Raw genomic sequence first — 18,227 nt, forward strand, 5'->3', positions numbered from 1 at the left:
TTAATTATAGGCTCTACCGTAATTCTTGTGCTCTTCTGGAGGCAAGTATTGTAGATAGCAGATTCAATTAACTCCCTGAATTGTCGTTCCATCAACCTAATATGATAATTCGACATATTCCTTAGTTTTTATTATGTTCTGTTGAGGTAGATTTCACTTACTACCTCAACAGGGTACATCACTACTACAAAATGATAATCAATTCGTACTCGCTACCATCGAGCGCCACTCGTAACCCATCTGGTTGATGAGATAGAAGTGAACCATTCAATGTCGCCGAAGTGATGCCCTGACAGCGCTGCTCTGGGTTTTCAACACGGATAACGTAGCGAGTATTTGCTAGGTTAATGGTCGCCTCAAACCCCTGCCAACGGGTAGGGATACAAGGGTTAATCACCAGTTCTTCTCCCTCACGCCGGATTCCAAGAATACCCTCAATACCCGCGCGATGCATCCAACCCGCAGAGCCGGTATACCACGTCCAGCCACCACGCCCGACATGGGGGGCAACAGAATAAACATCAGCAGCCACGACATAAGGTTCGACTTTGTAACGCGCAATGCCGTCCGGAGTGTTCCCATGATTGATCGGGTTAAGTAACGCGAACAAGTCACCGGCTTTATCTCCTTCTCCCAATTTGGCAAAGGCCAAAATCACCCACATGGCAGCATGGCTATATTGCCCACCATTCTCACGCAATCCTGGTGGATAGCCTTTGATATAGCCGGGATCATCGGGTGTGTTGTCAAACGGCGGTGTGAACAGTAGCGCCATCCCCTCATTGTGACGAATAAGGTGTTGTTCCAAAGAGGTCATCGCCTGTTCCGCCCGCTGTGGATCTGCTGCCCCCGAAAGCACCGCCCATGACTGTGCAATAGAATCGATGCGACACTCTTCGCACTCTTTGGAACCCAGCCAACTGCCGTTATCGAAAGTGGCACGCCGATACCAGTCACCGTCCCATGCTTCTCGCTCCAATGCAGCAATCAACCCAGTGAGATGATGCTGCCACTGGCTAGCACGATGCGGATCGCGCTGAGTGGCTAGCGGAATAAACATTTTCAGTGTTGCCGCCAGCAGCCAACCTAACCACACACTCTCTCCTTTGCCTTCTTCACCTACCCGATTCATACCATCGTTCCAGTCACCGGTCCCCATCAGTGGCAGGCCCAGTTCTCCAGTCAGTTCAATACATTGATCCAATCCTTTCGCGCAGTGTTCAAACAACGAGGCTGTTTCTTGTGCCTCTAGCGGCTGGAAGAAAGCATCGTGTTCACCCGGATGCAATACCGGTCCTTCAAGGAAGGGGACAGTTTCATCCAACACCCCGACATCGCCACTGGCGAGAATATAGGTGGCCGTAGCATAAGAGAGCCAAACTCGGTCATCAGAGATTCGGGTTCTAACCCCTTGGCCTGAATGAGGTAGCCACCAGTGTTGGACATCACCTTCAATAAATTGCCGCCCAGCAGCACGTAGCAAATGGTGGCGGGTGGTATCTGGCTGAGCAAAGGTCAGTGCCATACCATCCTGTAATTGGTCGCGGAAACCGTAGGCACCACTGGCCTGATAAAAAGCAGATCTTGCCCAAATTCGACACGCCAGTGTTTGATACAACAGCCAGCCGTTGAGCATGATATCCATATGCCGATCCGGGGTTTTGACCTGAACCGCTTCCAATAGACTGCGCCAGTAAGTGATAACTTCACTTAACACCGCATCCAGATTTGCTGCGCGGTAGCGCGTAATTAAAGTCTGTGCCGCACTGACCGAGTCACTCTGGCCGATAAACCAAACCACTTCAACCTGTTCACCCACCGCCAGTTCAATCGTCTGTTGTAATGCACTGCATGGGTCGAATCCAGCCCCGGTCGCACCCGATAGCGGCATTGTTGCCAATAAAGCCCGCGGCGCGGAATAATCCCCATAATGACCAAGGAATTCACTGCGGTCAGCTGTCCAGCTGTTTTGCTGCCCATTTAGGTCAGCAAAAGAAATTCTGCCGGGAAAGGCGGTACTCCACGGATTGCGCGCCAACATGGCCCCGGTTGTTTCATCCATCTCGCTGATAATAAATGGCCCGGTTGCCCCACGAGAGGTCGCCAGCACCCATTCGGCATAAGCGGTTACTGAGATACGCCGTGGTTTATCCGACATATTGTGCAGTGTTAGGCGAGATATCTTGATAGGGTCAGCCAGTGGAACATATTGCAGCAACGTCATGCCAATACCGTTAGCCTGATGCTCAAATCGGCTATAACCATGCCCATGGCGAGCAATATAGGTGCCGCTATCACGAATCGGCTGCGCTGTCGGGCTCCAGAGTTGGCCAGAGTCCTCATCTCGCAGATACAAGCATTCACCTGAAGGGTCGATAACTGGATCGTTCTGCCATGGCGTTAACTGGTTTTCCCGGCTATTTTCAGCCCAGGTATAGCCACTACCGGTCACGGACACCTGGAAGCCAAAGTTCTGATTAGCAATAACATTGATCCACGGCGCGGGGGTATTTTCTCCCTCATTCAGACAAGTGATATATTCCCGCCCCTCGAGACCAAAACCGCCAATACCATTGAAAAACTCGAGATTCTCGGGTTGCGGTAGCAGGGTTTTGGATAACGGTAACCCTGTTGTCGCCAGCGACAACGACTTTTCCGTTGGAAAATTAGCGGATTTAATCAGTGAAAAGCGCGTTTTCTTATCCGCAATAATTGTTTTATTCGCAACGAGTAGAGCCTTATTCGATGACCGATGCTTCTTATCTTGGGCGATTAACTGTTTATCAGACATGAATGATTTTTTGTCTGATGGAACCACTTTTTTGTCCAGAGTGAACAATAACTGGTTGAGTTGATTGCCTAATTTTCCATAGCGGGCTGAAAGTACCACCCGCGCTACTGAATGCAACAATGCACGTGTTTCTGCATTCATCAGATCGGCCCGCAAAGCATATGCCGAACCTTGCCGCAGTTCATCACCCAAGCGAGGCCGCGACTGGCTGCTGCGTACCGCAGTTTCAATGGCGATTTGTAAGTCTTGCACATAAGAAGACGCCCGCTCATTGATAATAACCAAATCAACGGCCAGACGTTTCATGCGCCAGTATTCATGCGCGCGCAATAATTGCCGCACTTGCTCAATGTCTTCGATATCTTCAATGCGCAGCAAGACTATCGGTAAATCGCCCGAGATTGATTGTGACCACAGTGCTGACTGTACCCCAGCACCCCGTATGATAGTGGCGGATGGCGAGCGGAAGCGGGCATCGGCATAGAGAATAGGGGCGGCCAGTTGCTGAAAATCAGCCGCTTCTTCCGCTTTAATTTCCAGATGACGTAACTGCACCTGCGCCTGAGTCCATGCCAGTGTTTTAGCCCGGTCATAAGCGCTACGATCGCGGTGTTTATCTATCATATCTAGCAAAGCTTGTTTTGAAGAAGCGATCAGCGTCCAGAAGGAAACTGTGACGGTTTTACCGCCTGGTACCAATAGACTTTGGCGTAATGAGAATATTGGGTCCAGCACCGTCCCGACAGTATTTGACAGCGCCACCCCTACTTGCATTGCTGCCGAAGTGGCAACCCGATTGCCACGACCAATAAATTTGGCGCGATCCGATTCATATTGCAGTTCAGTGGCTGGCAGGCCATCGGCTACCAAGAAATGTGCCGCCCAGATCTGAGGCTCTTGTGCCGTGCGGGGCCGACGCGTTGCAATTAATGCGCCTATTGCCGGTAGATACTCAGTAACCACAAACATTTTGGCGAATGCCGGGTGGGCATTGTCTGCCGACACGGCAGCGAGCACCACTTCAGCATACGATGTCAGTTCAATCTCCCGAGCTCGACGGCCGGTGTTAAGTAACGAAATCCGCCGAACTTCCCCATCATCTTCACTGGAAATCAGCACATTCATCGTGCTGGTCAACGTACCGTCGCGACAAATAAACTCAGCATGATCCTCACCAAAAATCACTTCGCGGTGTGCATTGTCGCTGGCGGCCAATTGCGCCCCAGCCGACCAACTACGCCCACTGCGTAAATCGCGCAAGAAAATAAATGAGCCGTAATCGTCGCAAGTGGCATCTTCCCGCCAGCGGGTGACGGCAACATCCAACCAGCGGCTGTAACCCGCACCAGCAGTTGTCAACATCACGGCATAGCGGCCATTGGATAACAGGTGGGTGATGGGGGCGCCAATAACAGGGGACGATAGGCGGCGCATGGTTGGCAATGCATTGTCTGCCACTGCGGAAAGCAACACTTCGTCGGTTCGTGGGTAGGATATCGCTACATTGCGCGGCATGCGTTCTTGTAGCAATAACTCGCAGGCCTGTATCATCGGCTCATGGTGGAAGCGGTTGCGCATTCGCCCTTGTTGCAAGGTATTAGCGATCGCCACAATGGTCATGCCCTGATGGTGCGCCATATAGTTACGTACAATGACTGCCTGCTGATTTTCTGGCAAACGGGAGCGAGTAAAGTCCAGTGCCTCATAAAAACCATAGCGCCCCAATGCGCCCATTTCGGCTAACCTTTCATAGTTTTTCAGGGCACCGTGCGGGTCAATCATCGTCGCCAAACCGGTGGCATAAGGGGCAATAACGGTGTTTTCTGATAGGCCGCGTTTTAATCCCAGGCCCGGCACACCAAAATTCGAGTATTGATAGGTGAATTCAATATCCCGCGCACTGTACGCCGACTCAGATATTCCCCACGGGATATCCAAGCTGTGCCCGTAAGCCTGTTGGCGTTCAACCACCAACTGATTAGTTTGTTCCAGCAAGCTGCCTGCGGGCGCACGCATCACCAGTGAAGGCATCAAGTACTCAAACATTGAACCAGACCATGAAATCAACGCCGCCCCTTTGCCGATAGGTGTGGCAGCCCGCCCTAAACGAAACCAATGACGGGTGGGTACATCCCCTTTGGCAATAGCAAACAAGCTGGCAAGTCTGGCCTCTGAGGCCAGTAGGTCGTAGCAACTCGGGTCAAGGCTGTTATCCACCAGAGAGTAACCGATGGACAACAATTTGCGTTCAGGATCAAGTAGAAAAGCAAAATCCATCGCCAGTGCCATGTGGCGAGCCTCTGCGGCTAATTTGAGCAGTCGATCAATGACTTGCTCTTGCATCTCTTGGGGTAACCGTTGGTCATATTCATGTTCTGCCGCTGCCAGAACCAGAGATTCAATCCAATAACTCATATCAATAAATGCATTATCATCGATTGGACGAGCGACGCCATGCACCATCGCGGAGGCTTTCGCAAAGAGTGTTTTCAACGCCAATGGCAGCATTTCAGCCTCACCGACGCCTTTTAAATCCAGGCGAATTTGTTCCAGAACAGCCCAAAGTTTGCGTTTAAAATCCGCATCTCCCGGAGGTAGCTGCCGGAATGAAGCCTCAGCCAGCAGCAGATTATCCATCAATCCTTTTGCACCATTCGCGGCCAACGGCTCTGCAGCCCACTCTTCACAGGTATTAGCCAGCACAATCAAATGCCCAGCCAAATTCCCACTGTCGACGGAAGAAACATAAGCGGGCTCTAATGTCCGCAGATCCTGCGTGCCATACCAGTTAAAGAAATGTCCTCTGAAACGTGCCAATTTATCTAAAGTCTCAAAAGTCGCTTCTAGCCGCAGTAATGTTCGATAGGTACCTGCCCAACCAAAATCACGAGCGACCACGGTCGAGAGCAAATACAGGCCCACATTGGTTGGCGAAGTTCGGTGTGCGACTACCGGTTTTGGGTCCTCCTGAAAATTATCCGGCGGCAGCATATTCTCATCCGCAGTGACAAAAGTTTCGAAGAAACGCCATGTGTGGCGAGCGGTCAGACGCAGCTCATGAATATCGTCTGTTGTCATGGGTTTATGCGCGATTACCTGATGGGCGCGACTGGCCCACAATGCAATGGCGGGCGCAAAAAACCAGAGCGCGGCAAAAGGTAAAATCAGTGGCCAGACTGCAGGAGAAACAATGAGTGCAATGGTCGCCATCAGCAAACCAAATAGCGTTCCTCCGGCCATATGGCGATAGAAACCGGATAATCCGGGGCGTGGCTTCCCGGCAGATTGAGCCGCTGTCGTCCACTCCAGTAAATTGCGCTGAGTCATAAACAGACGAATCAGTGTCCGTCCGATTGCATCAGCCATTTGCCAGGCGTGGTCGGCTAGAAAAATCAATGAAAGTAATGTCTGGCTGGCGGACCGTTTGGCGTCGTCTAATAAGGTGTGTAAATGGCTACTGAACCGAATATTTTGGGCGGGCCATAGTGAGAATAAAACCGGCAAGAAAGAGGGTAATGCCATCAGCAAGATGACCAGCAGCACCCCAGCCCATGCAGTTGGCACCGGTAGCATCCAACTACACCCAAGCAACAGCAACGCAAAAGGGGCAACCAATGAGCGCCGCAGATTATCTACCATTTTCCAACGCCCCAGCAGCGGCACACCGTGACTGTCTTTGCCATTTTTGACAATCCAGGGCAATAACTGCCAGTCACCTCGTGTCCAGCGATGCTGGCGCTTAGTTACCACGTCATAGCGGGCCGGTGACTCTTCGACCACTTCAATATCTGAGGCTAATCCAGCGCGGGCAAAAATTCCTTCAAACAGGTCATGGCTGAGTAGGGCGTTTTCCGGCACTCGGCCCGCCAGCGATGCTTCAAATGCATCAACATCATAAATACCTTTACCGGTATAAGAACCTTCGCCAAACATATCCTGATAAACATCTGAAACTGCTGCAGCGTAAGGGTCCATACCGCCGGGGCCGGAAAAGACCCATTGGTACAATGATCCGCCCTTACCCATTGGTAGTGCCAATGTCACTCGCGGCTGAAGAATACCGTAGCCATCAATGACCCGTTGCTGGTCAGTACTGAAGCGCGGCCGATTAAGGGGATGAGCCATTTTGCCAATCAGACGTAGGGCAGCATCCCGAGGCAGCCGGGTATCGGCATCGAGTGTAATGACATAGCGCACATCCGCAGGCACCCAAGGCTCACCGGCTGCGGTGGCAATAAATGAAGTATCTGTTGCTCCACGTAGCAGGCGGTTAAGTTCATGTAACTTACCTCGCTTGCGCTCCCAGCCCATCCAGCAATTCTCACTTTCATTAAATAGCCGTTGGCGGTATAGCAGCAGGAAGCGCGGGCCTGCCGGACCGGGGCCATATTGTTGATTAAGCCGCGCAATAGCTTCATCGGCTAATGCCAGGAGTGGGCCATCACTTGTGACCACTTGGGTGTCAGCATCAATGCCATCCAATAGCAGGGCGAAAGTGAGCGAGCTGGTGGAACCCGACAAATAGTGAACTTCTAACTGCTCGATTTGCTCCAGTAAATCCACTTTACTGGTCAATAATGTGGGCACCGCCACCAAGGTCCGTAGTTCGTCGGGCACGCCGTTGGTCAACTCCAACCCCGGTAAAATTGTGGCACCAAAGCTCCAGGTGATGGCTCTATTTACTAGTGCTGTAGCCACTTCAGTCACCGGTATAAATCCAATTGCAGCAAACAGCACCAACCAACCTGCCGCCAAGCCGGGGAAAGAGACCATCCACAAGGCCAATGCCAATAACCCGACAGTAACCAGTAAAATAGCCCCTATGTAACCCCCGACTCCCAGACTGACACTCAAACGGCTCAACCATAAACGTATTGAGGGGCTGAATCTGATCTGGTTTTCTAAATCATGCCGTCCGGCACCAATCAGATGATAGCCTGGATCACGGCAGCGTTCGGCCTGGTCGGGTTCTGCGCTGGCTGCGGCATTCTGGGCTGCTTGCAAGGCTAGACCGGCAATTTCCAACTCGGTGAAGGTCGAACCACGGCATAATTGCTCAATGGCGCTGCGGTACAGATTGCGAGTTTGAAAATCCATGCTGCCAAAGGCACTTCCTTGGCGTAAGCATTCATCCACCAAACTGATACTCTCAAATAAATCAGCCCAATCAATATCTGAAATCAACCTCATGCTGGTAATAACATTTCGTACCGAAACGTTAGATGCTCCCTGCCGCAACTGGGCATGCTGTACCACTTCACTGACCGATAGTCCCTGTAATTTCAGTCGGTCTTCCAACCAACCCAGTGCAGGTGTGGTACGCGGATCCTGATCCCGCAACCGTTTTGCCAACTGAGATGCAAATTGCTCTGATAGGGGTTCAGTAGAGCGCACTGCAATATCGGACTCCAGAACTAACCGGCTATCCGCTGCTTTCAATAAGCGATTCGCTAATGCTTCAGCATCGGCACGCGCTTTGCGCCCTTGCGATATTTGATCCGCCAGACGACGCAAATTCTCTATCAGCACGATACGCAGAGTGATCGCAACCGCCCAAAGTTCGCCGATGGTCAACGGCTGAACACGTTGATACGCCATGATAAAACGGCACAAGACATCGGGGTCCAAGTGGCTGTCGGTATGAGCCACAAATGCCCAGGCAATCCCAAACACGCGTGGATAACCTGCAAAGGGCCCATCAGCGAGTTTGGGTAACTGCCGGTAGTAGCCCGGAGGTAAATCATCGCGGATCTCTCGGATTTGTTCTTCAACCAGATGGTAATTATCCAGCAACCACTCAGCCGCAGGTACCACAGGGCGGCCATTTTCCAACTCTGCGGCACTAGCCCGGTATGCAGCCAACAAGGTATTAGCGTTATCATTCAGACGAGCATGGAGAGTCGAAACCCGTGGAGGATGGCGAGTGATCGACTGTGCTTTAGCAAGGCTTTCAGCATGTTGCTCCAATCGCTCCACGCTAAACAATTCCTCCCTAACTGGTGCAAGATCATGCCAGGGGGTGACTGTCTTTCGTGATCCAAGAATTGTCTTTAGAAATAAGTTCATAGATACCTTTCTGGTCAGGTGCTAATACAGTCTGGTGGTAATCTGCATAACAAAAAGTCGACAAAACGCCTAAAAAAGCGCATCTAAACGCGTTACTCAGATGATTTTCCTGAGTTATGTGAGCTGTGTGATATTGAGCAGTCAACGCCATTATCGGCAAAATGCTGTCAAAAAATGTTAAATGAAGGTGGAAAGCAAAAGACTGTCACTAAGGCATACAGTCATAAAAAGAGGCGAGTATAAAAGCTGCCGATACGCAATAAACGTACTACAGCAAAAAAACTGAATAGTGCTAACTATAGTCCAAAGAGGAGATTACGGATCATCAGTTGATATAAGATAAATAAATCAATATCTTAGAGGGGGTGTATTGTCTCTGTCGCATTAACGGAAAGAAGAGGAAGAATGGGGTTACCTATTTTTTAGGTGGCCAACAGATAAAATGGTTCAGCCGGTGACAACGCGGTGCCAGCAGGATGATGAAGTTGTCCTTTGCGTATCATGTGCACTAACTCAATACCGGCCAATATCGTTTGTTCGCCGAAATGAGCTGAATCCCAGCATCGGCCTTATTCGTCGTTTGATATTGCGGCGACGATTGAAGCGCCGTTATCAGACGAAGGCGTAATACAGCAGAACCACAGCTAGCTTTTATTGTCGGGTAAAAAACCGTTTTTTTGCCAGAAATCCAGATGCAGCAGTAACTGATTCTTATCCATTGGTGTGAATTTTAGTTGGCTATTAGCTGCAGCCAGAGCCGCTTGTGTATTGCTGGCGTCATATGCGGGCATGTTTTCATATACTTCCCAACGAGTCTGTTTTTGATAAACCGTTTCGGACAGCATCGGCAGTAACGGCATTAGCGGGTTATCAAAAAGCTTGGGGTCAGCATCCAGTCTGGTGATCCACTCGGAGTATGGCAGCCTTTGCAGTGGATACCCGCTTTGGCATATCAATTCGAAAAATTGATCCAGATCGATGGATTGAGCATAGTCTGGCGGAACCAGATGATAAGCCTGTCCAAGATTATTGTTGTCCTTTGCGATGGTTAATAATGCCGTGCTGACGTAATCAACCGGAATAAACTCTTTGCGCTGGCGAGGAAGGATAGGGTAAGCACCGATCGCAATGCATCCTCTGATCAATCGAGAGACAAAATCTTTCGGGTTTCCCATGCCGTTTATGCTGTCCCCCATAATAAATCCGGGTCGATATACCGATAACGGGATCCCTCGTTTTTTAGCTTCCCAGATAAACTGCTCGACAACCCATTTACTTTGTGAATAACCGGAGTCATATTTCATGCCTTCAAGATATGGTTTTAAATCGTCATTTTCATAAATTCTGTCGACTTTATTCAATAGTCCGGCAGGGCCATAAACAGCAATAGTTGACATATAGTGCAGTGACTTAGGTTTACTTTGTGTCGCCAGACGTAAAATATTCAGCGTCCCTTCAATATTACCTGCACGATGAGCCTGATAAGGTTGGATGTAATTAACATGCGCACCCAAATGAAAAATCACATCACTCTCTGTTGCCAACTGATAATATAGTTCGTCACTTAACCCTAATTTTGGTAGAGACAAATCGCCAGTAATGATGGTAATACGCGGGTTAAAAATCAGGTCACACAAACCATATTGCGAGAGGTTCTGTTCAATACGTTGACGAGCAGCCACCTCATCGGTTGCACGAATAAGGCAAATAACCTGCTTAATATTCGACATCGCCAATAGGTCACACAACAAAAATGCAGCAAGGAAACCAGTAGAACCGGTCAACAGCACTGTTGCATCGTTTAAAGTGCTCCAATTTTGAAGGTCTCCTGATAATGGCTGAATGTCATCTGGCAACTGAGCATCCTGCAGCCACTGTGCAACATCATTGTGTATACGAGCTACGTTTTCTTGTGAAATTATGTCAGCAAGTTCTCGCAACGTAGGGGCATCATAGAGTGTTTGTACTGAAAAATGCCGGATGAATTGCCGCCCTAATTCAATAATCAAGCTTGCTGCCTGTAATGAACTGCCACCCAGTTGGAAAAAGTTATCATCCAAATTAATATCTGTCTTATTCAGGATTTTCCGCCAGAGAAGTAACAGTGAATATTCCGTATCATTGAACACTTCAGGTCTTTCGACTCTCACGGTGTTTTCTTCCATATTTATTAGTAATTGTTGTTTATCAGTTTTCCCGGTTGATGTTAGAGGAATAGTGTTGACGACAAACAAGCGTGGCAGCATATATTCTGGTAAATATTGGTGAAGTTTTTTATCCAGCGCTTTTATCTTAAAATTGTCTGGTTTGTGGGGAACGATAAATGCTGCCAAGAAGGGATCAGTATTCTCGTTTTTGACCAAAATAACCGTTGCTGCTTTCACCAGTTCACTGTTTAAAAGTTGGAATTCAATTTCTTCTAATTCAATGCGATGTCCGCGAAGTTTGACTTGGTTATCCATACGCCCATGATACATAAATACCCCATCGGGACGTTGACAACTTAAATCACCAGTTTTGTAGAGTCTCAGCGGTTTTGAATCGCCAGGCAAAGTGACATTTACGAATTTTTCTTTGTTCAGTTCATCACGGTTCCAATAACCACGAGCTAGCCCTTCACCGCCGATGTACAAATGGCCAATTACCCCTTGAGCAACAGGTAACAAGCGATCATCGAGGATGAAAGCGAGAGTACGATCAATAGGTTGGCCAATGGGAATACTTCCGCTTGTTAAATCATCAGCTTGAATATTATACGCTATGGAAAATGTAGTGCTTTCTGTAGGACCGTAGACGTTAAAAAGACGTTTTGGCGGGGCTGCATCCAGAATAAGCTTCAGAGTGTGTGGGTTCACTGTTTCGCCACCTACCAATAAATTACGTAAAAACCGAAATGCTCGAGGTGATGTTGTAGCGATCAGATTAAACAAGGCTGTGGTGATAAACATAATGGTTATCTGCTGCCGAATTATCTCCTTCTCAAAATCCTGGATATTCAGAACGTCTTTTTTTGGGATAATGACCGTGGTGGCTCCATTAAGTAATGCCCCCCAAATTTCAAACAGTGATGCATCAAAAGTCGGATTGGCAATACAAGCAATGCGATCATCGGCAGTTAAATCTACATAGTGGGTATTCACAACTAAACGTAAAATACCTTTTGCTTCAATTTCAACGGCCTTTGGTTTTCCCGTTGTTCCTGATGTAAATAAAATATGGGTCCGATGTTTCAGTGAAATATCTTCATAAGTATTTTCGATATGCTGTTGGTTTATTAGTAAACTATGAAAATCAAGCAGTGTAGTATGCAGATTTCTATGTTCTTCCCGTGAAATTGCGATTGTCCACTGAACATGTAAATCGTCCAACATACTGTTAAGACGCTCTTCAGGTATATTGGGGTCCAAAGGAACACAACTTCCATTAGCTATCAGGATACCTGTTTGGCTGATGATTTGTTCAATACCGGGTGGTAAAAGAATGGCAACAGGTGTCTCCCGAGTAACCCCTTTGTTCTGTAAGGCTCGTGCAATAATTGCCGCTTGTTTAGCCAGGGTATGATAAGTCAGCGTCTTTTCAGGTGTAATAATGGCTATTTTATCTGGTAGGTTATGAACTTGCGTAAAAAAATGCTGGAGGAAACCGGTAGGTTGATGGGATGACAATTCAGGGAGTTGATTGAATTTGGTATCCACGATACTTATCTCCAAAAGAGCACTGGAATATTACAGTCTCAATTGAGTGTAGAACGTTATAATTAAATTATTTCTCTGATTAAAATTCAATTAGTTATAATTAGCGACTAAATAGTTATATGGCCCAAGATGGCCTAGTTACCTTAAGGTGCTGTTGTATTACACACTGTTTTTAATGGTGTTTCTGTTAATTCCGCTGTTCGGAAACGCTTTCAGTCGCCTGCATTATCCCGTCGATGTTATCGCCCAACGTGTTCGCCGTTGGGTTATTCGTCAGGTGCCTGTTTTTGGATAAGGTTTTTCGCCAATACAAGCGCACAGTAGATCGGCGGTGGTGAATAGAAGGGACCTACATCAAAATCAAAAGCCAGTGGAAATATCTATACCGGGCACTTGGCTACAATGGCCAAACCATCGATTTCGGCTGACTGCTAAACGTGATTGCGCAGCTGCACTGTGTTTCTTTCGCAAAGCCATTCGACACTATGATGAGCCAGAGATTGTTACTATCGATAATAGTGGCACCAATACTGCGGCTTTGGCCTCGTTCAACGCGGTAAATTTGGATGAGGAAACTATTATTGTTAGGCAAAGTAACTACCTGAATAACCTGATTGAGCATGAAACGCAAAGGGCAACTTCATTATCCCGCTGGAGACGGATGGTCACCCGCGGAATAATTTTATCTGTTGACCGTCTAAAAAACGGCAGCGCAATTGTTGCTGACTTGCTCACATTATGCGCCGCTGCTGAGTGGAGCGGGTCTAGCACCTGCGATAGCTCATATCGCTATCCATCGTTAATAGGTAATCGACCGGTTGGCTACATTGCAATACCTTAAGCACATTGGGGCCGTCGGTCGCGAGGTAAAACTCCTCGGCCTGCTGTGGTGATAAACCACCGCGGATCTTGCGTTCAATAAGGCGGTCCCGTAATAATTCCGGTGCTGCATTAATAAAAATAGTGTAATCAGCCAGTGCTTTCAACTGCTGCCAACCGGGTTGTTGGAGTAATAACCAATTGCCTTCCAGCACGATAATCGGTGCTTCGACAATAATGGCATCTTCAACAGGGTCGTGTAACTGGCGATCATAGGTAGGCCAAGTGGCACCTGTTTGCTGCAAACGCTGGATTGCCTGATGCAGCTTAGGTAAATCAAAAGTTTCAGGTGCCCCCTTTTTACTGCGCAATTGGTGGGCATCAAGATAGTGATTGTAGTGGTGGAAACCATCCATCGGCAGGCATTGTACCGGCGTTAGTGTGGTGTCCTGTTGGGAAATCCATTGCCAGAAAGTCGCGAGGGTTGATTTACCGGTACCGGGTGGCGCACATAAAAAGACGACCATACGGCGCTGAAGTTGTTGCTGCTGCTGAGACAGTGAGGCTAATAGTGGCAGGTGCAGATGAGTAATATCTCGGTCGGGAAAATGCGCGCTGTTCTGTAGCCCATTAATGTTAAGTTCCACTCTCATAAGTCAATTCCTGTAATAATGACGTCACTGCCAACGTCAGCCCGGTTTTCACCATATTTCCGTAGCGTGTCTGATTAAAGATAGTGAAGTCAGAAAACTTCATTTTTTCAATCAGTTGAAATAAGGTTTTATTCTGGGTTACGGCATTGAGATTACCCATAAATTCATAAACGATGTCGTCATGAAATTCGGCGATCTCACCTGTTTCCTGCAAATGCTCACTGAGCTGAGAAAATAACAAAATATCGGCATACACTGCTTTTGTTATTTGTCCCAATGCATAAATTAAGCGCAAAGAAACATCCAGACTATCCAGCGGACCTGATTTGGCTAATAAAGGTTTGACGGCGTATTCCTGAATATCTTCATCATTATTGATAAATAAATAGGGTAGGAGGCTTTTAATACCCTGAAATAAGATCTCATTAGCATTCAGCAGAAAATCATTGAGATTTTCAGGGCTGGCAAGCCTCTCGAGTACGTCATCTTCAGTTAATGCAGTCATCCTACCCTTAACACCATTATCGATAGTGGAGGGAGTTGATGATATTACAGGTGTTATCCAGTCCGTTAATCAAAAGTGTTTGGGTTTGAAGTTGGCCCCCATTTTTTTCCTTAATACCTGTAACGATATCGCCCTGAGTTATCCCGGTTGCGGAAAAAATAATCTGTTCAGAACGCACCAATTCTGTCAGAGAGTAGACCTGATTAATGTTAACCCCCATTTGCTGGCAGCGTTGATGCTCCATGATAGCAATCTCCCGATTTGCCACGCTTTCGCCTTTGGCCTGACAAAAGTCAATTAATTCAGCTTGCATATCGCCCCCCAGAGCACGAATGGCACAGGCAGAAATTACCCCTTCCGGTGCGCCACCAATGCAATACATCACATCGACTTGGCTGTTGGATAAGCAGGTCATCAGGCTGGCGGCCACATCACCATCTGCAATGGCATAAACCTTGACCCCTAATGCATTGGCTTGTTCAATGGCTTGCTGATGGCGCGGTTTGTCGAGGGTAATCATACGTAGTTCATTCAATGACTTGCCTAGTTTGGCGGCGACACAACGCAGGTTATCTGCGAGTGACTGGCGCAAGTCAATTGACCCTTTTGCTTGCGCCCCCACCACTAATTTACGCATATACATATCAGGGGCATGTAGCAACATACCTCGCGGGGCAAAGGCAATCACGGCCAATGCATTGGCTTGCCCCATCGCGACCATGCGGGTACCTTCGATAGGATCAACGGCAATATCAACAGGAGGGCCACCAGCACCGAGTTGCTCGCCAATATAAAGCATTGGCGCATGGTCAATTTCACCCTCTCCAATAACAATGCTTCCTTGCATTATCATCTGATTTAAGGCCTCGCGCATGGCGCTGACAGCAACGCCATCAATCAGATTTTTATTGCCGCACCCAAGCAATGGCCATGCTGCCATTGCGGCTTGTTCAGTGGTGCGAAAAATATCATATGCCAGTGTTTTCACTATCCACTCCGGTATCCACGTTAAAGTGCGCTAATAGGTAGCGTTCCGCCCTTTCATTCCAGACTCCATGGGTTTCGGTAACAAGTTCCGCCAATGCTGCAAATAGTGGATCTGTTTTACCTCGCTCGGCAAAATCATCAATGGCGGTCAGAGGCATGGTAATACCGTTATAAATCAATTTTTTCCCACCGGGAATGTGGGGCAGATTGAGCACGGTTTCAGGTACGGCGTCCAGACCACCAATATGCGTAATCATAAAAGAGGGCTGTATGCGCAGCTGGGCTGACAGCGAGAGGGCTTCTTCCATATCACCGGTAGATCCGCCGGAAGTACCAACAATATGTGTGCTGGAATAATGGACGTGATAGAAGTTAAACGGCACTTTAAAGTGCTTATCCGTCGGGCCCGCGAAGAAGTTCAGACACCCATCTTCCGCGAGCAAGTCATCACCTAACTCAATCACTGATGGCACTGCGGCGTAGACAAACACATCATCAAAGCCATGGTCATCTGTTAACTGACGTAAAAAGCTGCTTGGGTTATCAAGCTTGCTGCTATTGATATAAATCAGTTCAATACCTTGATCTGCCGCCTGTTTTACGGGCAGGAGTTGCTCCGCACGAGCCAGGCGAGTTTCATCTATGTCCACCACAACTACACGGGAGGGTTTGATATCTCCGTTAATAGCATAATCGATAGCCCCCATTCCCATTGGTCCAGCACAAGCTAAAAGGGCCAAGTTACCGCCGGGTTTAATTCCCATGCGATGTTCATAAACATATTGTGTGGTGTGATAACTGGCATGATAGGCCCCGATAATGCAACACATGGGTTCAGCCAGAGATGCTGCCGCAAAATAGCTGCCGTGATAAGGCAGCACGCAACCAAGCTCAATAGCCAGTTTGGGAATAATCATGTAGGTGGCATTACCACCAAAATATTCGTAGCTGTAACCAGCTGAATAGCCACTCGGCAACCCCATGGCTGGTTGCAAGACAAAGCGCTCACCGGCACGATAGCGGGCAGCCAGATTCTTACCGACTTCAACAATTACCCCTGCACATTCATGACCGGTAATCGCTGGGTGTTGTTCCACATCTTCTGGCACACGTTTATGCTCGCTACCCAACAGAGCAGCCTTGTAGGTTGATAGACAGACACTGTCAGAAATTACGCTAACCAGCAGTTCATCGTCACTGATAGGGGGTAATTCAAACTCACGCAGACGAACATCTTGCTTCCCGTATATTGCTGCCACTTTTGTTTTCATACTGATTCCTCTAGCCTGTCACTGGTGGTCAATTGTTCGAACAATACATCCAGAGTCTGGTCGCCAAGATAATTTTTAATCAGTATCAATGGCTTGTCGGTAACACCTCTAGCCCGATCCTCAAGGCTGGCATGAGTAACAATGATGTCGGCATCGGCCGGAATGTTTTCAATGGCGTAATGTTTCACTGCAATCGGGTAACCGGCTTTCTCCAGTTTTTTTCTAAACGTTGTTGCTCCCATGGCACTGGATCCCATTCCGGCATCACAGACAAAGGCAATCAATCGAACCGGGCGGTCACTCTTAAGATTATTGGCCAGCACACCCACACCTTCGGCTTTTAAATTCTTCATCGTCGTTTGTGATTCTTCAAAGTTTTCTTCGCTGACAGTTTTTTCCATTTTGAGGATGACCGAGCCGACCAAGAACGACACCGCCGTGCCCGCAAAGACACCTGCGATAGTTGCCAGGAAGCCACCACGAGGTGTTAATGCCAGATAAGCGAAGATAGATCCCGGACTCGGGCCTGCAACTAAGCCAGCACCTAATAATTCAAAAACATATATGCCACTCATAGCTCCGGCGATCATGGCAATGATCATCAGTGGTTTCATTAATACATAAGGGAAATAAAGCTCGTGAATACCACCGAGGAAATGAATAATCATCGCACCAGGCGCTGACTTCTTACTCATGCCTTTGCCAAATAAGGCGAAGGCCAACAAAATACCTAGCCCTGGTCCTGGGTTTGAGGCGACCATAAAGTAAATTGATTTACCGTGGATGGCCGTTTCCTGCATTCCCAGTGGGTAATAGATACCTTGGTCGATAGCATTATTGAGGAATAACACCTTGGCTGGTTCATTAATGACTGCCAGCAGAGGTAAGAAACCGGTGGAAACCAGCGCTTCGATACCTCGTTTGACTATATTATTGGCTTCCATAACCGCCGGGCCAATGACTTCATATGCCAGTAGGCACAACAACATGCCGCTGATACCGAGTGAGAAGTTATTAATTACCATCTCGAAACCGGCCGGAATATGTTTATCCAGTCGTCTATCGATCTGCTTAATTAAATATCCTCCCAATGGCCCCATGACCATTGCGCCGATGAACATCGGAATATCAGCACCCACAATGACGCCCATTGTGCCGATACCCCCCATTACAGCACCGCGTTTACCACCAATCAGGTGCCCGCCAGTAGAACCAATCATCAATGGCAGTAGGTAGGTAATCATCGGGCCGACTAACTTGCCGAAATGCTCGTTCGGTGTCCATCCGGTCGGAATAAATAATGCCGTGATAAAACCCCAGGCAATAAAAGCGCCTATATTAGGTATTACCATTGCGGTTAGAAAGCCGCCAAAGGATTGCACCCTGGCGCGTATTGATTTATTAGCCATATTAATTCCTTGTTATTCTATTATTGGAATA

At 48.0% G+C, this 18,227-nt stretch carries 7 protein-coding genes and 2 pseudogenes; 1 reads left to right on the forward strand and 8 read right to left on the reverse strand.

Going from position 1 to position 18,227, the window contains the following annotated elements; all coding sequences use genetic code 11:
* Positions 1 to 184: 184 nt before the first annotated feature.
* From DJ58_RS18090 to DJ58_RS18085, 3 genes and pseudogenes are all read right to left on the reverse strand, one after another.
* Entirely contained in the window at positions 185 to 8,857 is an 8,673-nt protein-coding gene (locus DJ58_RS18090; protein WP_032911839.1) for a GH36-type glycosyl hydrolase domain-containing protein, read from the reverse strand.
* Between the two features lie 422 nt (positions 8,858 to 9,279).
* Positions 9,280 to 9,448 (reverse strand): annotated as a pseudogene (locus DJ58_RS22500) (IS6 family transposase); the annotation flags it as partial.
* 53 nt (positions 9,449 to 9,501) lie between these two features.
* Complete coding sequence (locus tag DJ58_RS18085) at positions 9,502 to 12,552, reverse strand: amino acid adenylation domain-containing protein (RefSeq protein WP_004712013.1); 3,051 nt, start codon at positions 12,550 to 12,552, stop codon at positions 9,502 to 9,504.
* A gap of 190 nt (positions 12,553 to 12,742) precedes the next feature.
* Between DJ58_RS18085 and DJ58_RS22505 the strand changes: the two are divergent.
* Positions 12,743 to 13,177: pseudogene (locus DJ58_RS22505) on the forward strand (DDE-type integrase/transposase/recombinase); the annotation flags it as partial.
* Between the two features lie 139 nt (positions 13,178 to 13,316).
* Here the strand turns inward: DJ58_RS22505 and DJ58_RS18080 are convergent.
* Genes DJ58_RS18080 through DJ58_RS18060 form a run of 5 tightly spaced genes read right to left on the reverse strand, consistent with a single transcriptional unit; the run spans position 13,317 to position 18,196 of the window.
* A complete protein-coding gene (locus DJ58_RS18080; protein WP_032911835.1) occupies positions 13,317 to 14,024 on the reverse strand; it encodes a nucleoside/nucleotide kinase family protein in 708 nt (235 codons plus the stop codon).
* A complete protein-coding gene (locus tag DJ58_RS18075) occupies positions 14,008 to 14,529 on the reverse strand; it encodes an MltR family transcriptional regulator (protein WP_004712008.1) in 522 nt (173 codons plus the stop codon). The genes DJ58_RS18080 and DJ58_RS18075 overlap by 17 nt, the downstream gene beginning before the upstream one ends.
* Before the next feature lie 16 nt (positions 14,530 to 14,545).
* Entirely contained in the window at positions 14,546 to 15,469 is a 924-nt protein-coding gene (gene glpX, locus DJ58_RS18070) for a class II fructose-bisphosphatase (RefSeq protein WP_004712007.1), read from the reverse strand.
* Positions 15,470 to 15,497: 28 nt separating this feature from the next.
* Positions 15,498 to 16,787, reverse strand: coding sequence for a zinc-binding dehydrogenase (locus DJ58_RS18065; protein ID WP_032911832.1), 1,290 nt, complete (start codon positions 16,785 to 16,787; stop codon positions 15,498 to 15,500).
* Positions 16,784 to 18,196 carry a PTS mannitol transporter subunit IIBC gene (locus DJ58_RS18060; protein ID WP_004712003.1) on the reverse strand — a complete coding sequence of 471 codons (1,413 nt, stop codon included), beginning with the start codon at positions 18,194 to 18,196 and terminating at the stop codon, positions 16,784 to 16,786. The genes DJ58_RS18065 and DJ58_RS18060 overlap by 4 nt, the downstream gene beginning before the upstream one ends.
* Positions 18,197 to 18,227 lie beyond the last annotated feature (31 nt).

This window comes from Yersinia frederiksenii ATCC 33641, from assembly GCF_000754805.1.
In the GTDB taxonomy this organism is placed as follows: Bacteria; Pseudomonadota; Gammaproteobacteria; order Enterobacterales; family Enterobacteriaceae; genus Yersinia; species Yersinia frederiksenii.